Genomic DNA, 20,710 nt, shown 5'->3' on the forward strand with positions numbered 1-20,710 from the left:
GGACAGATACCCGATGCTAGGAATACTTAAGAAAATTATTGGCGATTCCAACGAACGGGATGTCAAGAAATTGTACAAGCGCGTGGAGAAAATTAATGCGCTTGAACCCGAGATACAGGCTTTAAGTGATGAAGAATTGCGTAATAAAACGGTTGAATTTAAGGAGCGTCTAGCGAAAGGTGAAACGTTAGATGACATTTTATACGAAGCCTTTGCGGTTTGTCGGGAAGCGGGCCGCCGTGTGCTTGGCATGCGTCATTATGACGTACAGCTAATCGGTGGTATGGTGCTTCATGAAGGCAAAATCGCCGAGATGCGCACCGGGGAAGGGAAAACCCTCGTGGCGACCCTGCCAACGTATTTGAATGCGTTAGCGGGCAAAGGCGTACACGTGATTACGGTCAATGAATACCTGGCAGCACGTGACGCAGAGGAAATGGGGCAAATCTATAACTTCCTCGGCCTAACTTGTGCCGTCAACTTAAACGGCATGTCACCGGATGAGAAGCGTGCAGTGTATGCGGCTGATATCACATACGGTACGAATAATGAATTCGGGTTTGATTACTTGCGCGATAACATGGTGCTGTATAAAGAACAGATGGTACAGCGTCCGCTGTATTATTGTCTGGTCGATGAGGTGGACAGCATCCTCATCGATGAAGCACGGACTCCGCTCATTATTTCTGGAGAAGCGGAGAAATCGACGGAATTGTATAAAGTGGCGGCGCGATTTGCGCAGCGTTTGCAGGAAGAGAAGCATTACACGATTGACATTAAAGCAAATTCAGTTGCCCTAACGGAAGCAGGCGTGGCCGAAGTAGAGCGTGCGTTTAACATTGATAACTTGTATGACAATGACCATATTTTGTTGAATCACCATGTAAATATTGCGCTGAAGGCACGTGCGCTGATGAAGCGGGATATTGATTATGTCGTCGATAACGGTGAGATTGTCATTGTTGATGAATTCACTGGTCGTCTGATGCAGGGTCGTCGCTACAGCGATGGTTTGCACCAAGCGATTGAGGCGAAGGAAGGTCTGGTTGTGCAGAACGAAAGCATGACCTTGGCTACCATTACGTTACAGAACTACTTCCGGATGTATAAAAAGCTGGGCGGTATGACTGGTACAGCGAAGACAGAGGAAGAAGAGTTCCAGAAAATTTATGGTTTATATGTTGTGGTTGTTCCAACGAACAAGCCGGTCATTCGGGAAGATAAGCCGGATGCGATCTATAAGTCTGAGCAGGGAAAATACCGTGCCGTGGTTGAAGATGTAGAGAAACACTACAAGCTGGGCCGTCCGGTGCTTGTCGGAACGACATCGATTGAGAAATCAGAGTTGATTGCAAGCTTGCTGAAGCGCAAAGGGATTCCGCATGAGGTACTGAATGCGAAGCAGCATGCACGTGAAGCCGAAATCGTCTCGATGGCCGGACGCAAAGGTGCGGTTACGATTGCAACGAATATGGCGGGTCGTGGTACTGATATTAAGCTTGGCGAAGGTGTGGCAGAAGCGGGTGGTCTTCATATTATAGGTACGGAGCGTCACGAAAGCCGCCGCATTGATAATCAGCTGCGCGGTCGTGCTGGACGTCAGGGAGACCCTGGTTCTTCTCAATTCTTCATCTCGCTTCAGGATGAGCTGATGCGTAAGTTCGGTGCGGAGAACATCATGGGCATGATGGATCGTCTGGGCATGGAAGAAGATATGCCGATTGAGAGTCGAATGGTATCGCGTGCCATCGAGGCTTCCCAGAAGCGTGTAGAGGGTGCAAACTTTGATATGCGCCGTAACGTCCTTCAGTATGACGACGTGATGAATCAGCAGCGTACAGTCATTTACAAACAGCGTCATGATGTACTGGAAGCTGAGACACTGCGTGATGTCGTCATCGGTATGATTATGTCACATGTAGAACGTCTGGTTGATATACACTGCCCGGATGAAGTGGTCGAGGAAGAATGGGAACTGGATGCGCTTCTTGCACATTGCAACGGATCGTTCCTGCACGAAGGACAACTCGATAAGAAAGACATCTGGGGCAAAGACCGGGAAGAAATTATGGAAGTGTTCCGCGAGCTGGTTGAGCAGCTTTATACAGAGCGCGAATCGCTCATGGATGAAGCTGAATTCCGTGAGTTCGAGAAAGTTGTTGTACTGCGTGCCGTTGATAGTAAATGGATGGATCATATCGATGCGATGGATCAATTCCGTCAGGGTATCCACCTGCGTGCATACGGTCAGACTGACCCACTGCGTGAATATCAGATGGAAGGCTTCGAGATGTTCAATGAGATGATTGCTACGATTGAAGAAGAAGTAGCTACCTATATTATGAAAGCAAACGTCGGCAATAACCTGGAGCGCCAGGAAGTAGCCAAAGGGCAAGCGGTTATCTCATCGGATGAACCAGCACCGAAAAAGCCGCAGCGTCGACAGGAACCAAAAGTTGGACGCAATGATCCGTGCTACTGCGGTAGCGGCAAAAAGTACAAAAACTGCTGCGGGCAGGAGGACTAAATAGTATGCCGTTAACGGAAGCAAAACAGCAGATGTCAGCCATCGGCAAACGTCTGTCGGAAATCAGGGGGTCTCTTTGACCTCCCTGGCAAACAAAAGCAAATCGCCGCGCTAGAAGAAAAAATGGCGCTTCCGAACTTCTGGGATGATAATGATATGGCTCAGAAAGTTATCGGGGAAGTGAATGTGCTTAAAGATGCGGTGACATCGATTGAGGGCATGGAAACCGAGTCTGAAGATATTCAGGTCATGATGGATCTTGTCGCGGAAGAGAACGATGAGTCCTTGATTCCGGATATTATTGAGTCGGTGGAAGGGCTGCAAAAGCGACTGGAAGACTATGAACTTCAATTGCTCTTAAGCCAGCCGTATGATAAGCGAAATGCGATTCTGGAACTTCACCCCGGTGCAGGTGGTACCGAGTCGCAGGATTGGGCAGAGATGCTGTTGCGCATGTATACGCGCTGGGCGGATAAGCAAGGCTATAAAGTGGAGACACTTGATTACCTGCCAGGTGATGAAGCCGGGGTCAAGAGTGTTACGCTGCTGATTAAAGGTCATAATGCATACGGCTATTTAAAAGCGGAAAAAGGTGTGCATCGTCTTGTCCGCATTTCCCCGTTTGATTCATCAGGCCGTCGTCATACGTCATTCGTATCGTGTGATGTCATGCCGGAGATTGATGATGATATTACGATTGAGGTGCGTCCGGATGAGATCAAAGTTGACACATATCGGGCAAGCGGTGCAGGTGGTCAGCACATTAATACGACCGATTCTGCCGTACGGATTACGCATGTGCCAACCGGAGTTGTTGTAACGTGTCAGAATGAACGTTCCCAGATTAAAAACCGGGAGCGTGCGATGCAAATGCTGAAATCGAAGCTGTATGAACGCGAAATTCAGCGGCAGGAAGAAGAGGCGGCACAGCTGCGCGGCGAGCAGAAGGAAATCGGCTGGGGCAGCCAGATTCGTTCCTATGTATTCCATCCGTACAGCATGGTGAAAGACCATCGTACGAATAAGGAAAGTGGGAATGTGCAGGCGGTCATGGATGGCGATGTGACGCCGTTTATTGACGCTTATTTGCGCCAGCAGTTACATCACGAGTAATCATAAAGGCAGGATATACATGCAGGCGACAGGAGCAAAGCGGCCAAACCGGGCCGCACCTGCTGCATGGGCGGTGGTGCTGCGCGAATATGTGCTGTTGACGATTGGTGCGTTTCTCGTCGCCGTGGCGTTTAATCTGTTTTTGAATGCATTTCAGATTGCGTCCGGTGGCGTGAGCGGCATCAGTATTATCATCAATTATTTGTTCGGGATTAAGCCCGCCTATACGCAGTGGGTATTTAATTTTTTGTTTATTATTTTGGGCTTTTTTACATTGGGCCGCCAGTTTGGCGTCAAAGCGATATATGGTACGTTTATTTTGCCACTGTTCGTTTTGATGACAGAAGGCTGGCAGACGATTACACATGAGCCGCTGCTTGCTGCCTTATATGGCGGTGTCGGTGTTGGTGTGGGAATCGGTCTTGTGTTTCGGGCGAATGCGTCCACAGGTGGCACAGATTTAATTGCCCAGATTGTACATAAATATATGGGCATCAGCTTGGGAGTAGCAGTTCTCGCCATTGACGGCTTTGTGGTATTGACAGCGGCATTTGTATTCGGACCGGAAAAGGCACTGTATGCACTGATTACGCTGTTTGTAACGGGTCGGACGGTGGATGCGGTCCAGATGGGCCTTGGCTACGCCAAAATGGCGTTTATTATTTCAGAAAAGCGTGATGAAATTCGGGATGCGATTTTGTATGAGATGGATCGCGGTGTCACGCGCCTGTCCGCGCACGGTGGGTATACAGATGAAGAACGTCCGGTCCTGATGTGTGTAGTGAATCAAAATCAGCTGGGACGTTTGAAAGCGATCGTTCGGCAGCATGACCCTAATGCCTTCGTCATCGTAAGCGAGACGCATGAAGTGCTTGGGGAAGGCTTCCGGCGAAATTGATTGTAATAGATGGAGGAGAGGCAAGTGAGTATACTTACGCAAGAGCAAACAACGCAGCTGGCACAGCATGCGGGTAACATCCGCCAGGAAATCGTTAAGATGGTAGCAGCGGCTAATTCTGGTCATCCAGGCGGTTCTTTATCAGCAGCCGATATTTTGACTGTGCTGTATTTCCATGAGATGAATGTTGATCCAAATCAATTGGATAACCCGGATCGTGACCGTTTTATCCTTAGTAAAGGACATGCAAGCCCGGTTCTGTATGCGACACTGGCTGAAAAAGGATACCTGCCAAAAGATGAACTCAAAACATTCCGCAAGCTGAACTCTCGTCTGCAAGGTCACCCGAGCAAAAAGTTGCTTCCAGGTGTTGAGCAAAGTACAGGCTCGCTCGGTCAGGGATTGTCATCTGCAAACGGGATGGCACTGGCTGCCCGACTGGATAAGCGTGATTCTCGCGTTTACGTTGTGATGGGTGACGGCGAAATTCAAGAAGGTATGGTGTGGGAAGCAGCGATGGCGGCTGGTCATTACAAGCTGGATAACCTGGTAGCGTTTGTGGACTACAACCACCTGCAGATTGACGGAAATGTAGAAGATATTATGAATGTGCATCCAGTCGATGAGAAATTCCGTGCGTTTAACTGGCATGTGATTACGATTGATGGTCACGATTTTGAGCAGATTGCAGCTGCTCTTGCAGAAGCGCGTACTGTAAAAGGCAAGCCGACTTGTATCGTAGCGAACACGGTAAAAGGTAAAGGTGTTTCGTATATGGAAAATAACTGCGGCTGGCATGGCACAGCACCAAATGATGAACAGCTGGCGCAGGCGCTTGCTGAACTGTGCGGCCAAGGAGGGGACAAGTAATGAGTAACGAGACAGCAAAGAAAATTGCAACCCGCGACGCATATGGTCAGGCGCTTGTTGAGCTTGGACATGCGAATAAAGATATCGTTGTTCTTGATGCCGATCTGGCGAAATCAACGAAAACAGCAGATTTTGCAAAAGCATTCCCAGAGCGATTCTTTGATGTAGGGATTGCAGAAGCGAATATGATCGGGATGGCTGCAGGTTTGGCAGCATCGGGGAAAATTCCGTTTGCTAGCACGTTTGCGCTGTTTGGCTCTCTGCGTGTAGCGGATATGGTTCGCAACTCGGTATGTTACCCGAATCTGAACGTGAAAATTGCCGTGACTCATCAAGGTCTGACACTTGGCGAAGACGGTGCTTCTCACCAGGCTGTTGAGGACGTAGCACTTATGCGTGCGATTCCGAACATGACAGTTATTATGCCAGCAGATGCAACGGAAACGAAAAAAGCAATTCATGCGGCAGCGAATACATATGGCCCGATGTACATTCGGATGGGCCGTCCGGGCGTTCCGGTGTTGTTCGATGACAGCTATGAGTTTGAAATCGGTAAAGGTGTACAAATTCGCGAAGGAAACGATGTGGCGATCATCGCAACAGGCGTGATGGTTCATATCGCAGTTAAAGCAGCGGAACAGCTTGCTAAAGAAGGCATTCAGGCACGCGTGATCAATATGGCAACGATCAAGCCGATTGATGCAGATATTATCGTGAAAGCGGCGCGTGAAACGAAAGGGATCGTAACAGCTGAAGAGTGCAACATTTACGGTGGCCTTGGTGCTGCGGTAGCAGAAGTGCTGTGTGAACAGCATCCAGCTAAACTTCGCCGTGTTGGTGTGGAAGATACATTCGGTGAATCTGGTACACCGGACGAACTGCTTCAGAAGTACGGTCTGACAGCGGAGAATATTGTGGCGAAAGCGAAAGAGTTGCTTTAGTACAAGGGTGGTAAATCAGCAGGGGGTGTGGTGGCGGGAAGCGGAGCAGGGAAACGTGCGTCGCTGTTTGATGCGTGATGGGGGTATGACTGTCCGCTCCAGGCGTTCAGCAGACTCGCCTGCAAAGCGCTTCCGAAGTGATGGCCAGGGGAGTAGATTGCAGGCAAAGGCCCGTCTGCTACACGCCTTCCGCTAGGTGGCGCATCAAAAGGCTTCCTTACTTTTCCCTGCTCCGCTCCCGACACGCTTTGCTGATTTCCACTTGTACTTAAATCTCTGTTGTAATTAAGTATAGAAAGCATTCTGATTGCGCAATCAGGATGCTTTTTTTATTTAGCTACGAAGGGCTTGCTTCATCTGTTTTATATGCACGTAACTTTGGAGAAGAGCGTGGGGGAGACACAGATAAACGTTTGCTTTTCCCTGTGGAGCTTTGTGAACATAGGGCGAATAAGACTGACCATTGTCTCCCTCATCGAATTACCCAGATGTTTGGTCAGTCCGCCCGGCGCGAACAAAGCGGCCGTCTCCGCTTCCCTGCAGAAAAAGCAGCCGTGCATCAGTGTCTCCCCTACGCTCTTCCCACTAAACTTACGAGCATACATAAAACCGGATGAACAACCATTCCTCCGAACATACTAGGTGTGTAATCGTTATGATTTGGAGGAGGAATTTTGTATGAAGAAGTCCATGATGATAGCAAGTTTTCTTCTCGTTATCGCACTAGCTGTGGGCTGTGGCGTTGCGAAGAGCGACAATCAAGGAAATAAGCCGACTGCACAGGCTCCAGCAGGCAAGCCAAGTGGCGGGGCAGCAGGGAAGACAGGAAGTACTGCGGGTGGTGCTCATGTTGAGGAGCAGAAAATATATCAGACCAGATGTACAGCCTGCCATGGTCAGGATATGAAGGGTGGAGCGGGTCCGGATTTGACAAAGGTCGGAAGTCGTTACAAAAATACAAATGAAATCAAAACGATCTTGCTGAAAGGTAAAGATGGCATGCCGGGCGGGCTTGTGACAGAAGAGGAGGCGAAGAAACTGTCAGACTGGCTGATGACGATGAAGTAAGGGCAAAGGATGCTTTTTCTCAAAATGGGGAGAAAGCATCTTTTTTTATTGTTGAATTTTTATTCCTATGAACGTATAATAATTCATAACTTATGCAGACAGGACAAATAGGGGGAACGAGACGTGAACATTTCGATTATCGGAGCAAGCGGCTATAGTGGAGCTGAGCTCATTCGCCTGCTTCTTCAGCACCCGGAAGCGAACATTACTGCGATTTACTCCAACTCACAGGCGGGTAAAGCAATCCAGGAAGTGTACCCGCACTTGAATCATATTTTCACCGAGCAACTCGAGACAATTGATTGTGCCAAAATTCAGGCAGAAGCAGACGTTGTATTTATCGCCACACCATCTGGTGTCAGCAGCAAGCTGACACCTGCGCTTATGAACGGGAAATTACGCATTATTGATGTTTCTGGAGATTTACGATTGGAAGCACCGGAACTTTATAAAGAGTGGTACGGCAAAGAGCCGATCACACAGGATTATCTTGATCAGGCAGTATACGGATTGTCCGAATGGAGTGCGGCGGCTATCGCGGATGCGAAGTTGCTTGCAAACCCAGGATGCTATCCGACAGCAACCCTGCTGAGCTTATTGCCGCTTCTAAACGAAGGATTGATTGATGGGAAATCTATCATTGTGGATGCGAAATCTGGCGTGACAGGTGCTGGACGTGGGGCATCACTTGGCACCCATTTCTGTGAAGTGAATGAAAGCATCTCTGCGTACAAGGTAGGGAAGCATCAGCATACACCAGAGATCGAACAGACACTCCGTAAGCTGACAGGCCGGGATGCGATTATTTCCTTTACCCCACATCTGGTGCCGATGAACAGGGGGATTCTCGCGACATCATATGCAACGCTTGCAGACGGTGTAGGTGCCGAGCAGGTCGCAGTGGCATTTAGTAAGGCGTATGAAGGTAAATCGTTTGTACGGTTACGTCCAGGTGCGTATCCGAAAACAAAAGAAGTAACCGGCTCGAACTACTGCGACATCGCCTGGCATATTGACGAGCGGGTAGGACGCATCGTGTTGCTGTCCGTCATTGATAACGTCGTGAAAGGCGCGGCCGGTCAGGCGGTGCAAAATATGAATATCATGTTTGGACTTCCGGAAACAACCGGGCTTGCATTTACGCCGGTTTATCCATAAGCGGGTAACGTGAGCAGAGGAGAGAAACGAATATGGGAAATCAGCTCGTAATTAAATGCGGCGGCAGCACGTTAGAACAGCTGCCTGCCTCTTTTTATGAAGATCTAACAGCCCTTCAGCAGGGTGAGACGAACGTGGTGATCGTACATGGTGGTGGCCCAGCCATTTCCAATACATTAAAGCAAATGGGGATTGAGCCGCACTTTATTGACGGACTGCGTGTAACTGACGCGCCGACGTTAAAGGTTGCAAAAATGGTGCTCATTGGAGATACAAATAAGCAAGTTGTGACTAGCATCCAGCAGGCGGGTGGACGTGCAGCAGGCATTAGCGGCATTGACGGTAAGACAATTCAGGTAACACAAGGGCCGGAACACCTCGGGTTTGTCGGTGAGATTCAGCGCGTAGAACCAACGCTGATCGAAGCGTTGAGCGGAGCAGGGATGATCCCGGTCATTGCACCGCTTGGTGTAGATGAAACAGGACAGGTATATAACATTAATGCGGATACCGCAGCGGGTGCAGTTGCTGGAGCGCTTGGCGTAGGGCAGCTCGTGATGGTAACGGATGTACCAGGCGTGATGCAGGAGATTGACGGTGTGAAGCAAGTACTTCCACAGTTGGATCGGATACAGATTGAAGCATTAATTGCGGATGGTGTGATTTATGGCGGCATGATTCCGAAGGTGCGGGCAGCACTCGATGCGCTCGGCCAGCAGGTAGAAGAAGTGCTGATTATTAATGGCTATGAACCAGGGATTTTACGGAGAGTGGCAGCCGGGGATGCTGTCGGAACGAAAATTGTAGCGGAAGGCAAGGTGGAACACGCATGAGCAGCTTATTTCCAAACTATGGACGTTGGCCGATCCAGATTGTAAAAGGGGAAGGGAATTATTTATGGGATGCGGAAGGTAACAAGTATCTTGATCTTGTTGCAGGTATTGCCGTTACATCGCTTGGCAATGTTCCACCGAAAGTAAAGGCAAAAGTACAGGAGCAGCTTGATACGCTGTGGCATTGCTCGAACTTGTTCGAAATTCCGGTGCAGGAGAAGCTAGCTGATAAGCTTGTATCGCTCACATGTGGCAGCCGGGCATTTTTCTGCAACAGTGGCGCGGAAGCGAACGAAGCGGCGATTAAGCTGGCTCGTCGTTACATGCAAAAAATCAAAGGTGAAAACCGTTATGAAGTGATCACCTTCACCCAGTCGTTCCACGGACGTACATTGGCAACACTGACAGCGACCGGACAGGATAAAGTAAAAGATGGATTTGCTCCACTGCCGGAAGGATTTGTGACCGTACCTTACAATGACCTTGAAGCTCTTAAAGCAGCGATTACCGATCAAACATGCGCGATCATGCTGGAGATGATTCAAGGTGAGGGCGGAGTTCATCCGGCTGACCCGGAATTTGCAAAAGGCATTAAACAATTGTGTGAGCAACACGATTTGCTGCTCATTGTCGATGAAGTGCAGACTGGCATTGGACGTACAGGCAAATGGTTTGCCCACCAGCATTATGGGCTTGAACCGGATATTATTACAGTGGCAAAAGGACTAGGCAGCGGCTTCCCGATTGGGGCGATTGTCGGCAAGGAAAAACTGGCCGATGCATTTAGCGCCGGTAGTCACGGCACAACATTCGGTGGCAATCCGCTCGCAAGTGCAGCCGGTCTTGCTACACTGGAAACGATTGAAGAAGACAACTACCTAGACCGTGTAACAGAGATTGGTGCATTTTTTGCCGAAGAATTGCAGAAGTTGGCTGTCAAGCATCAGGAAGTCATCACCGTTCGTGGCAAAGGTCTGATGATGGGTGTGGAGCTTTCGATAGAGGCAGCACCGATCGTAAATGCGATGCGTGAACAGCACCATATCTTGCTGCTAATGGCAGGTCCAAAGGTATTGCGCCTGCTGCCACCGTTTACGATTACAAAAGAGGAAATTGCGCATGCGGTGAATGTACTTGATGACGTATTAACCGCTGTAAAGGCGAACGTATAGCACCATGCTGGAACAATAAAGGAGTGGAAGCGATGAAAGGATACCTCGTATTAAGTACGGGTGAAATTTTTGAAGGAGAATGGTTTGGCAGTGCTGCGGATTGCACCGGTGAGGTCGTATTTAATACAGGTATGACAGGCTACCAGGAAGTACTGTCCGACCCTTCGTATGCCGGACAGATTATTACGTTCACGTATCCGTTGATCGGAAACTATGGAATTAATGACCGCGATTATGAAAGCTTGAAGCCAGCCTGCAAGGGATTGATCGTAGGTGACTTATGCGAGTTGCCGAGTCATTATGAAGCCGGTCACTCGCTTGCAGAGATTGCGGCGCACTATGGAATTGGGGTTCTGTCTGGTATTGATACCCGTGCGATTACCCACATTGTGCGGACGGAAGGTGAAGTGTACGGTTTGATGACGGCTGACCCGGCGAAGCTTGATTCGTTCAAGCCACAGCCAGTTGGCAATGTTGTGCCGGGTGTGTCGGTCAAAGAAGCACAAACGTACAGCGAAGATGCAGAAGGTCCACATGTAGCGCTGATTGACTTTGGCTACAAAAAATCCATTTTAACCAATCTACTAAACGGTGGCTGTAAGGTAACCGTGATGCCGTACAGCGTGACATATAACGAAATTGTAGCACTCAATCCTGACGGTGTATTTCTGTCGAACGGACCAGGGGACCCGAAAGATCTTACACCGCAGCTTGGAGAGTTGAAGCAGATCGTGGAAAACTATCCGACGATGGGTATTTGCTTGGGACATCAGCTTATCTCATTGATGTTTGGCTGCGACACCGAGCGCCTGCCGTACGGACATCGCGGTAGCAACCATCCAGTGAAGAACGTCATCACAGGTAAAGTGTATCTGACCTCACAAAATCACGGCTACGTTGTGAAGCCGGAGTCACTTGCGGTATCACCACTTGAATTGACATTTGTGAACGTAAACGATAAATCAGTCGAAGGTGTTCGTCATAAGACATTGCCGATCTCGTCTGTGCAGTTCCATCCGGAAGCACATGCGGGCCCGGATGATACGAATCATTTGTTCGCGGACTTTATCCGCCAATGCCAGGCTACAGGAGAGAAGAGTTATGCCTAAATTACCCGACATCAAAAAAGTTCTCGTTTTAGGCTCCGGTCCGATTGTTATCGGGCAGGCGGCTGAATTTGACTATGCCGGTGCGCAGGCGTGTCTGGCACTGCGTGAAGAGGGCGTAGAAGTTATTCTCGTCAACAATAACCCGGCGACGATCATGACCGATGATGAAGTCGCAGATCGGATCTATATGGAGCCGCTCACGGTTGAAGCGGTGGAAAAGATTATCGCCAAAGAACGCCCGGATGGCGTGCTGCCAACGCTTGGCGGGCAAACAGGTCTAAACCTGGCGGTAGAATTGTCGAAGGCAGGTGTGCTGGAGAAGTATGATGTGCAGCTGCTTGGCACACCGCTTGACACGATTATTCGCGGGGAAGACCGCGAAGAATTCAAGCAGATGATGAAAGACATTGGGGAGCCGGTTCCAGAAAGTGAAACGGTGCAAACGGTCGAAGATGCGGTTACGTTTGCGAACAGCATCGGGTATCCGGTTATTGTACGTCCGGCGTACACGCTTGGCGGTGCAGGCGGCGGTTTTGCCAATGATGAGGTGGAACTTCGCGTGGTAGCAAAGCGTGGTCTGAATGCAAGTCCGATTCAGCAAGTATTGATCGAGCGTAGTATTAAAGGCTGGAAAGAAATTGAGTACGAAGTTATGCGTGATGCGAACGATACGTGCATCATCGTCTGCAACATGGAGAACTTCGATCCGGTGGGCGTGCATACCGGGGACTCGATCGTATTCGCACCGTCCCAAACATTAACAGATCGCCAGTATCAGATGCTGCGCTCGGTAGCATGTAAAGTCATTCGTGCACTTGGTGTTGTAGGGGGCTGCAACATTCAGTATGCGCTCGACCCGAATAGTGATGATTATTATCTTATCGAAGTTAACCCACGGGTAAGTCGCTCGTCTGCGCTTGCTTCGAAAGCAACTGGTTATCCGATTGCCCGTACAGCTGCGAAGCTCGCACTTGGCTATCATCTTGATGAAGTCGTGAACCCGATTACAGGCTACACGTATGCAAGTTTTGAACCAGCGATTGATTATGTCGTGGCGAAAATTCCGCGCTGGCCGTTTGATAAGTTTCCACATGCCGACCGTACGCTTGGCACGCAGATGAAGGCAACGGGTGAAGTCATGTCGATTGACCGTACACTCGAAGGTGCCTTACTGAAAGGCATCCGCTCGCTTGAGATTGGCATTCAGCACGTAGAGCTTAGCTATGTGAAAGAAGCAAGCGACGATGAGCTGATTGAACAGATGGTGACGGCAACCGACGAGCGTATTTTCTACATCACAGAAGCACTTCGCCGTGGCATGAGTGTGGACATCATTCATGAGAAAACCCAGGTGGATCATTTCTTCCTGAACGCGCTTGCTCGGATCGTAAAACTGGAGAAAACCATGGCGGATGTGCGCTGGAGCGGCATGAAGCCGGAACTGCTGAAAGAAGCAAAGCTGCGTGGTTTTGCAGACAGTACGATTGCCCGCCTGTGTGGCGCGAGTTTTGAGGAAGTGCGTACGGCCTTAAAAGAGTGGGGAATCCGCCCAGCTTACAAGCTTGTCGATACATGTGCGGCTGAATTCGTGGCAGCCACACCGTACTACTATTCAACGTGGCAGGGGCGCGACGAAGTTCCGGTTACGAAAGATGGCAAAAAAGTGCTGGTCTTAGGTTCTGGTCCGATCCGTATCGGTCAGGGTATCGAGTTTGACTATTGCTCAGTACATGCGGCGAAATCGCTTCGTAAGCACGGCATTCAGGCGGTTGTCATTAACAACAACCCGGAAACCGTATCGACCGATTACAACACAGCCGATCAGCTGTATTTTGAACCGCTTGCGCTTGAAGACGTATTAAACGTGATTGAAAAAGAACAGGTAGATGGCGTTATGGTACAGTTCGGCGGCCAGACGGCGATCAACCTGGCAGAGAAACTGCAAAAAGCAGGGGTGCATGTATATGGTACGTCTGTAGAAGCGATTGATATGGTAGAAGATCGGGAACTGTTCTACGCGATGCTGCGTAAGCTCGACATTCCGCACATCCCGGGTCAAGGTGTGAACAGCCAGCAGGGGGCACACCTTGTCGCAGAAGAAATCGGCTACCCGGTGCTTATCCGTCCATCGTACGTTATTGGTGGACGTGGTATGGCCGTGCTGCACAATTCGGAAGAGCTGGATCAGTATTTTGCCGACTGGAATCGCTACACATCATCCGGTGCGCTGTTCCCGCTGTTGATTGATAAATATGTGTCCGGTATGGAAGTCGAGATTGATGCGATTTGCGATGGAGATAATATTCTCATCCCGGGCATCTTCCAGCATATCGAACGTGCTGGGGTTCACTCCGGTGATAGTATGGCAATCTTCCCGTCTCCGCATCTTACAGATGCACAGCGTGAAGAGATTGGGCGCTATGCTGCGTTGATTGCAAAAGAAATGAACGCAAGCGGCTTGATTAACTTGCAGCTTGTGATTGATGATAAAGGTACAATCTATGTACTGGAAGTAAACCCACGTGCGTCCCGCACCGTGCCAATCGTGAGCAAAGTAACCGGCGTACCGATGGTGGCACTTGCTACGCGAGCTCAAATGGGTGAGAAACTCGCTGATATGGGATATGGCACAGGCATGATGCCGCGCATTCCGTTCTATGCGGTGAAAGGTCCGGTATTCTCCACTATTAAGCTGAACGGTGTTGATCCGGCGCTTGGACCGGAGATGAAATCAACCGGGGAAGTAATCGGACTTAGCTACTCCGTAGAGGAAGCGATTGGCAAGGCGATTGCCTGGAAAGAAGGTATCTGCGATTGGTTGGTGAATGGCGATATGATTCTGCTATCGCTGTCGGAACAGGATAAAGCAGCATTCGTGCCACACATTGCGATGCTGAAAAAACTGGGCGTACAGGTGATTGCAACACCGGGTACAGCAGCTCTTCTGAACGAGCATGACTTGCAAGTGGCAGAAGTTGTGGAGACGGTAGAGCGTGTAAAAGCCATTTGTGCGGATCGTCCGGTAAAAGCGTTCGTGAATACACCGACGCTTGGAAACAAACGGGGGCGTTTCGGATTTGAACTGCGTCAGCTGGCCCTTGCGCTGAACATCCCGTGCTTTACATTCCTTGATACGTTTGCGTCGTATCTGGACGTACATGGACATGGTGCAGGTGAAGCGATTGACCTCGGCTCGTATTTAAACGGGGCAAAACGAAAGGAGTCTGTGAAATAAGATGACAGTAGCTGAACAAGTAAAGGGCAGAGATTTCCTCTGCCTCTCCGATTATACAAAAGACGAAATCCTGTATTTGCTCGATCTGGCGGCAAAGCTGAAGGATGAGCAGAAAAAAGGCATTCCGCATCCACATCTTGCGGGCAAAACGCTGGGTATGATTTTTGAGAAGTCTTCCACACGTACCCGTGTATCATTTGAAGTAGGGATGTATCAGCTTGGTGGAATGGCAATGTTTTTGAGCAGCCGTGACCTGCAAATCGGTCGTGGAGAACCGATCTCGGATACAGCGCAAGTACTGTCTCGCTATATTGATGGCATCATGATTCGGACGTTTTCGGATGATATGGTTCGCGAGCTGGCGGAATTCGCATCAATTCCGATTATCAACGGGCTGACTGATATGCAGCACCCGTGTCAGGTGATGGCGGACTTCCAGACAATCATTGAGCAGAAAGGCAAGCTGGAAGGATTGAAACTGGCGTACGTAGGGGATGGCAATAACATGGTGCATTCCCTCATGATTGGGGCCGCGAAAGTTGGTATGCACGTATCGGTTGCTTCTCCAGCAGGTTATGAGCCAGATGCGGGTGTAACCGAGATGACCAAGCAATTCGCTCAGGAAACAGGCGTGAATGTTGTGGTTACGCATGATCCGATGGAGGCAGTAAAAGATGCTGACGTGATCTACACAGACGTGTGGGCAAGCATGGGCCAGGAAGCAGAACAGCAGGAACGGATTGAGAAGTTTAAAGGCTTCGAAGTGAACGGTGAGATGATGCAACAAGCGAAGCCGGATGCGATCTTCCTGCATTGTCTGCCAGCGCACCGTGGAGAAGAAGTGGCAGCAGAAGTGATCGATGGTCCACAATCTCACGTGTTTGATCAGGCAGAAAATCGTCTGCACGCGCAAAAAGCGATTCTTGTAGCATTAATGGGATAAAGAAAAAGAAGGATGTAGGGGTTCAATCCACCTGCATCCTTCTTTTTGTATAAAATTCCTCCTTCCGGTTACCCTACTACGTGACCAATTATGCCAGAAGGAGGAAAAATAATGATGAAGAAAATCTGGAGATCGACGGTGCTGGCAGCAGCCCTAATGCTGATGATGGCTCCAGCGCAGGTATTTGCCCATCCAGGAAGTGAAGCTATATCCCCGGAACTCAAGCAAATTCATGCGCAGATCAAAGAAATTAAGGATCAGAATCATGAGTTGATGCGTAAGATCCACGATAAATTTCGGACGCAGATAGAAGCACTTAAGAAAGCAAAAGAGAGCCGGGATACAGCAGCAGAGCGTGAAGCGATTAGCAAGCTGCGTGAGATGGAGCAGCAGATTGTTCAACTGAAAAAAGAGCGGTTACGCTTTGAGCAAAATACAAATGAGCAGTTGAAAAAGTTGGCACAGTAATAGAAAACTACAAGAGGCTATCTCAAAAGCTGTAACACGGCGACTGAGGCAGCCTCTTCTTTCTTAGGATGAGGTTTCCGCCAAAGTGTGGAGGAGGAGCGGGACCGGGCGGGGCCTGTTTTTTGTAAAACAAAACGTTGTGCGGGGAGTGGGAGAAGGAAGGAGCAAGAGAGCACTTGTACGCGCCTACTCAGCGGAGGGAGATCGGCGAACGAGCCTTTGCCCGCAATCCTCCAGTGAATCAACATCTCAGGCTGTTCTTTGCGGGCACGTTCGGTGGGCTCCCGGAGCGGACAGTTCCAACTTCCCTGCAAGCGTACCGAAGCGAACGGCTCTTTCCTTTTCCCACTCCCTTCCACCACACGTTGTCGATTCTACAAACAAAGCCGCCCCGCCGGCCATATTCCAGCTTTTGTTCTTTTTTGTCTGGAAAACGATGTTTTTTAAGAGAAGTGCTACTATAATGAAAAGTAAGACAGGTTCGATACAGAAAAGAGGTTCAGCTATGTGGAAAACTGTAGACAAGAATGTGTTAGATAAACGAAAAGTACCGGCAACCCGCCTACGAGCTCGGATTGATCCAACTGTATTTCCATTTGAAACAACCGCCGAAGCAGAACCGCTGCATGACGGAATCATCGGGCAAGAACGAGCGGTTCGGGCCATGGAGTTCGGACTGCAAGTTCGGCAGGCCGGATACAATCTTTTTGTCATGGGGCAGCCTGGGACTGGAAAGACGACATACGCCCGGACAAAAGTCGCACAGCTTGCCGTAAACAAGCCAACACCTGCTGACTGGTGTTACGTATATAACTTCTCGCGTCCGGATTACCCGCTTGCGCTATCGTTTCCAGCGGGAGAAGGCCGTGTTTTTAAAGCATATATAGATGAGTTGTTCCAGGGAATCGAGCGTGCAATCCGGTCTACCTTCACCGGAGAGGAATATGAAAAGCAGCGTCAGTATACGGTACAGAACTTCAATAATCGCGCACAAGAATTATGGGACAAGCTAGCGGATAAAGCAGAAGAAGTAGGCTTTGCGCTAGAGCGTACTCCTGAAGGGATTGCGACCATTCCGCTTGTATCTGGCGAGCCAATGAGCAATGAGGCATTTAGCCAATTATCTAAAGAAGAGCAGGAAGTCTGGGAGAAAAAAAGCAGACAGCTTGAACAAGACGCGGCGGAGACACTGCGTCAGGTACATCTGATTGAGCGAGAGCTTGCACAGACTATTGCTTCGATGAACAAAGACTCGGCCCGCCATGCAGTCTATCATCTGTTCCAGCCTTTGTATAAGCTATACCGCGATGAACAGGTACAGGCGTATATAAAAGCATACGAGGAAAATGTGATCGAAAACTATCAACTGTTCACCGAGCAGGAAAAAGAAGCAGATCCGATGGAAAGCTTGCTTGAACCCGATCGGAAAAGCGCGTACTACCGTTACCGTGTCAATGTGGTAGTGGACAACAGTGAAGTGGAAGGAGCGCCCGTCGTCTTTGAGACGAATCCGTCCTATTATAATTTGTTTGGAAGGATGGAATATCGCAGTACGCTTGGTACGATGACGACTGACTTCACGATGATCAAGCCAGGTGCCCTACATCTAGCAAATGGGGGCTATCTGATTATGCAGGCTGGTGAATTGCTGCGGAATCCGTATGCCTGGCATGTTTTAAAACGAACCTTAAAAATTGCCAGCATCCAGATTGAGAATGTAGCGGAAGAGCAGGGACTTGTGGCGGCAAGTGGGCTGAAGCCAGAGCCGATTCCTCTTCAAGTCAAAGTCGTATTGATCGGAGATTACGATGTGTACCGCGCACTTGCAGAGTGGGATGATGATTTTTCTGAGTTGTTCCAGGTTAACGTCGAATTTGATACCGAGATGAAAAATGAACAGGCCAATCATCTTGCGTTCGCATCGTTCGTGCGAAGCTACGGGGAAAAAGAAGGACTGCGCCCGTTTCACCGCTCGGCGCTAGCGGGGCTGATTGAACACAGCGCCCGGCTTGCGGAAGATCAACGAAAACTAACAACTGGATTTCAAGCTGTTACACGTCTGCTCGTGGAAGCTGCGTTCTGGGCTGAGCAGGAAGCAAGTGATATCGTATATGGTCAGCATGTACAAAAAGCGCTTGCTGAGCAGGAGTACCGATCCAACGGAATGGATGAGAGAATGCGGGAGATGATTGAAGACGGCACCATTATGGTCGATGTAACCGGAGAACGTGTGGGACAGATCAATGGGCTTGCGGTCCTGCAGATTGGTGAGTACGCGTTCGGCCAGCCGCACCGGATTACTGCCCAGACATTCATCGGGCGCAGCGGGATTATTAACATTGAAAGGGAAACTTCGCTAAGCGGGCAGATTCATCACAAAGGCTTGTTGATTTTAAGCGGATATTTGGCCGGAAAGTTTGCTCAGGATAAACCCTTGCCGCTATCGGCTAGTATCACATTTGAACAAACATATAGCATGATTGACGGAGATAGTGCGTCTAGTACGGAGCTGTATGCACTGCTTTCTTCTTTGTCAGATATTCCAATTCGCCAGGGAATTGCGGTTACGGGTTCCGTGAATCAGTGGGGCGAGATTCAGCCAATCGGAGGCGTAAACGAAAAAATTGAAGGCTTTTTTGCGGTATGTCGGGCGCTAGGCTTGACCGGCGAGCAAGGAGTCATCATTCCACACCAGAATGTGAAAAACTTGATGCTGCGTCGGGAAGTCGTCGAAGCAGTAGAGAGTGGAACATTCCACATCTGGCAGGTGCGGACCATTGAAGAAGGGATCGAAATTCTTACCGGTATTGAAGCAGGAATGTATGAAGAGAAAACAGGCTATCTTGATGGAACATTATTCGCTGCGGTCAACAAACGACTGGAGCGAATGGCAGCTGTCGGAAGCGATTCAGCCGATCTCGTCATTGATGTTGATTCCGATGTGGTACAACAAATTATCAGGCAAGAAAGTGGTAAATAGTTTTTTTGCAAAAAAGGTATTGAATTTTTATAAATAAGGATGCATAATATTGCATAGTGAATCAAACGAAAAATTAGCTCGTTTTAAAAGGAGAGACCTATAATCATGGCAAAGGACAAAATTATTCTCGCTTATTCTGGCGGCTTAGATACTTCCGTAGCAATCAAATGGTTGCAAGAAAACTATAACTACGACGTTATTGCAGTAGCACTTGATGTCGGCGAAGGCAAAGACCTCAATTTCGTACGTGATAAAGCAATCCAGGTTGGTGCGATCAAGTCATACGTAGTCGATGCAAAAGAACTATTCGCAAACGAATTTGTACTTCCAGCTCTGAAAGCAAATGCAATGTATGAAGGTAAATATCCAGTTGTATCTGCACTGTCTCGTCCACTTATTTCAAAAGTGCTGGTTGACATCGCAGCAGAAGAAGGCGCGGTTGCGATCGCACACGGCTGCACAGGGAAAGGAAACGACCAGGTTCGTTTTGACGTTTCCATCACAGCATTGAATCCAGACCTTAAAATCGTTGCTCCAGTACGTGAGTGGGGCATGAGCCGTGACGAAGAAATTAAATATGCAATGGAGCACAATATTCCGATTCCAATCGATCTCGACAACCCGTTCAGCATCGACCAGAACTTGTGGGGACGTGCATGCGAGTGCGGTGAACTCGAAAATCCGTGGAACGAGCCGCCAAAGGGTGCGTATGACCTGACTGCTCATCTCGAAGATACACCGGATACACCAGAAGAAATCGAAATCGAATTCGTACAAGGTAAACCGGTTGCGCTGAATGGCAAACAAATGCTTCTGAGCGAACTGATTCTCGAACTGAATAAAATCGCAGGTAAGCATGGTGTAGGTCGTATCGACCACGTAGAAAACCGTCTGGTTGGGATCAAATCTCGTGAAGTATACGAAGCACCGGGTGCGATCACACTCATTTTGGCTCACCGTGAGCTTGAGTTCTTGACACAGCCGCGTGAAGTTGCGCAGTTCAAGCCGATCATCGAGCAAAAAGTTTCTCAGGTGATTTACGAAGGTCTGTGGTTCTCTCCAATTACAGATGCACTCAAAGCGTTCGTGGAAGAAACACAAAAATTCGTAACAGGTACTATTCGCGTGAAACTGTTCAAAGGACATGCGATTGTTGTGGGACGTAAATCTGAGTCTTCCCTGTACGATGAAAACCTGGCGACATACGGCACAGAAGATACATTCGATCACCAAGCAGCGATTGGGTTTGTTAAACTGTGGGGTCTGCAAACACAAGTATTCGTTCAAACAAACAAAGACAAGCTTGACCATACACCGAAAGCGGTTATTATCGATAAAAAAGAAGCGGTACAGCAATAATAAAGACAGGAATGCAATAGCAGAGAGGGGGGAGGC

15 protein-coding genes are annotated in these 20,710 nt (G+C 49.1%); all 15 read left to right on the forward strand.

Annotation, left to right across the window (positions count from 1 at the left end):
- The first annotated feature begins 13 nt into the window (after positions 1–13).
- The 15 genes from secA (at position 14) to PO771_RS01735 (ending at position 20,674) form a co-directional block, all read left to right on the forward strand.
- Positions 14–2,527, forward strand: coding sequence for a preprotein translocase subunit SecA (secA, locus tag PO771_RS01665; protein ID WP_272561581.1), 2,514 nt, complete (start codon positions 14–16; stop codon positions 2,525–2,527).
- Between the two features lie 5 nt (positions 2,528–2,532).
- Positions 2,533–3,640, forward strand: a protein-coding gene (prfB, locus tag PO771_RS01670) for a peptide chain release factor 2 (protein WP_272561582.1) whose coding sequence is annotated in 2 segments (ribosomal slippage) — positions 2,533–2,604 and positions 2,606–3,640 — 1,107 coding nt in all. Because the reading frame shifts where the segments join, the coding sequence is not laid out codon by codon here.
- Positions 3,641–3,659: 19 nt separating this feature from the next.
- Positions 3,660–4,538: a YitT family protein gene (locus tag PO771_RS01675; protein ID WP_272561583.1), complete on the forward strand. Its 879-nt coding sequence runs from the start codon at positions 3,660–3,662 to the stop codon at positions 4,536–4,538.
- 24 nt (positions 4,539–4,562) lie between these two features.
- Positions 4,563–5,408, forward strand: a complete 846-nt coding sequence (locus PO771_RS01680) for a transketolase (protein WP_272561584.1) — start codon at positions 4,563–4,565, stop codon at positions 5,406–5,408.
- Positions 5,408–6,349 carry a transketolase family protein gene (locus tag PO771_RS01685; protein WP_272561585.1) on the forward strand — a complete coding sequence of 314 codons (942 nt, stop codon included), beginning with the start codon at positions 5,408–5,410 and terminating at the stop codon, positions 6,347–6,349. The genes PO771_RS01680 and PO771_RS01685 overlap by 1 nt, the downstream gene beginning before the upstream one ends.
- A gap of 678 nt (positions 6,350–7,027) precedes the next feature.
- A complete protein-coding gene (locus tag PO771_RS01690) occupies positions 7,028–7,417 on the forward strand; it encodes a c-type cytochrome (RefSeq protein ID WP_272561586.1) in 390 nt (129 codons plus the stop codon).
- Positions 7,418–7,540: 123 nt separating this feature from the next.
- A complete protein-coding gene (gene argC, locus PO771_RS01695) occupies positions 7,541–8,575 on the forward strand; it encodes an N-acetyl-gamma-glutamyl-phosphate reductase (RefSeq protein WP_272561587.1) in 1,035 nt (344 codons plus the stop codon).
- Positions 8,576–8,607: 32 nt separating this feature from the next.
- Positions 8,608–9,408: an acetylglutamate kinase gene (gene argB / locus PO771_RS01700; protein ID WP_272561588.1), complete on the forward strand. Its 801-nt coding sequence runs from the start codon at positions 8,608–8,610 to the stop codon at positions 9,406–9,408.
- On the forward strand, positions 9,405–10,580 hold the full coding sequence (locus PO771_RS01705; protein WP_272561589.1) for an acetylornithine transaminase: 1,176 nt from the start codon (positions 9,405–9,407) through the stop codon (positions 10,578–10,580). The genes argB and PO771_RS01705 overlap by 4 nt, the downstream gene beginning before the upstream one ends.
- Before the next feature lie 32 nt (positions 10,581–10,612).
- The gene (locus PO771_RS01710) at positions 10,613–11,689 is read left to right on the forward strand and encodes a carbamoyl phosphate synthase small subunit (protein WP_272561590.1); all 1,077 of its coding nucleotides are present in this window, start codon (positions 10,613–10,615) and stop codon (positions 11,687–11,689) included.
- Positions 11,682–14,924, forward strand: a complete 3,243-nt coding sequence (carB, locus tag PO771_RS01715) for a carbamoyl-phosphate synthase (glutamine-hydrolyzing) large subunit (protein WP_272561591.1) — start codon at positions 11,682–11,684, stop codon at positions 14,922–14,924. The genes PO771_RS01710 and carB overlap by 8 nt, the downstream gene beginning before the upstream one ends.
- Before the next feature lies 1 nt (position 14,925).
- A complete protein-coding gene (gene argF, locus PO771_RS01720) occupies positions 14,926–15,867 on the forward strand; it encodes an ornithine carbamoyltransferase (protein ID WP_272561592.1) in 942 nt (313 codons plus the stop codon).
- A gap of 111 nt (positions 15,868–15,978) precedes the next feature.
- Positions 15,979–16,335 carry a hypothetical protein gene (locus PO771_RS01725; RefSeq protein ID WP_272561593.1) on the forward strand — a complete coding sequence of 119 codons (357 nt, stop codon included), beginning with the start codon at positions 15,979–15,981 and terminating at the stop codon, positions 16,333–16,335.
- Positions 16,336–16,840: 505 nt separating this feature from the next.
- Positions 16,841–19,315 carry a Lon protease family protein gene (locus PO771_RS01730; RefSeq protein WP_272561594.1) on the forward strand — a complete coding sequence of 825 codons (2,475 nt, stop codon included), beginning with the start codon at positions 16,841–16,843 and terminating at the stop codon, positions 19,313–19,315.
- A gap of 105 nt (positions 19,316–19,420) precedes the next feature.
- Positions 19,421–20,674, forward strand: coding sequence for an argininosuccinate synthase (locus PO771_RS01735; protein WP_272561595.1), 1,254 nt, complete (start codon positions 19,421–19,423; stop codon positions 20,672–20,674).
- The last annotated feature ends 36 nt before the right edge of the window (positions 20,675–20,710 follow it).

The organism is Aneurinibacillus uraniidurans, assembly GCF_028471905.1.
GTDB lineage: Bacteria > Bacillota > Bacilli > Aneurinibacillales > Aneurinibacillaceae > Aneurinibacillus > Aneurinibacillus uraniidurans.

Bases quoted from the DNA above. Each gene is read 5' to 3' on its own strand.
- PO771_RS01675 (WP_272561583.1), top strand. From the start codon at position 3,660: ATGCAGGCGACAGGAGCAAAGCGGCCAAACCGGGCCGCACCTGCTGCA.
- secA (WP_272561581.1), top strand. From the start codon at position 14: ATGCTAGGAATACTTAAGAAAATTATTGGCGATTCCAACGAACGGGAT.
- PO771_RS01685 (WP_272561585.1), top strand. From the start codon at position 5,408: ATGAGTAACGAGACAGCAAAGAAAATTGCAACCCGCGACGCATATGGT.
- PO771_RS01710 (WP_272561590.1), top strand. From the start codon at position 10,613: ATGAAAGGATACCTCGTATTAAGTACGGGTGAAATTTTTGAAGGAGAA.
- argB (WP_272561588.1), top strand. From the start codon at position 8,608: ATGGGAAATCAGCTCGTAATTAAATGCGGCGGCAGCACGTTAGAACAG.
- argF (WP_272561592.1), top strand. From the start codon at position 14,926: ATGACAGTAGCTGAACAAGTAAAGGGCAGAGATTTCCTCTGCCTCTCC.
- PO771_RS01690 (WP_272561586.1), top strand. From the start codon at position 7,028: ATGAAGAAGTCCATGATGATAGCAAGTTTTCTTCTCGTTATCGCACTA.
- carB (WP_272561591.1), top strand. From the start codon at position 11,682: ATGCCTAAATTACCCGACATCAAAAAAGTTCTCGTTTTAGGCTCCGGT.
- PO771_RS01705 (WP_272561589.1), top strand. From the start codon at position 9,405: ATGAGCAGCTTATTTCCAAACTATGGACGTTGGCCGATCCAGATTGTA.
- PO771_RS01725 (WP_272561593.1), top strand. From the start codon at position 15,979: ATGATGAAGAAAATCTGGAGATCGACGGTGCTGGCAGCAGCCCTAATG.
- PO771_RS01735 (WP_272561595.1), top strand. From the start codon at position 19,421: ATGGCAAAGGACAAAATTATTCTCGCTTATTCTGGCGGCTTAGATACT.
- PO771_RS01730 (WP_272561594.1), top strand. From the start codon at position 16,841: ATGTGGAAAACTGTAGACAAGAATGTGTTAGATAAACGAAAAGTACCG.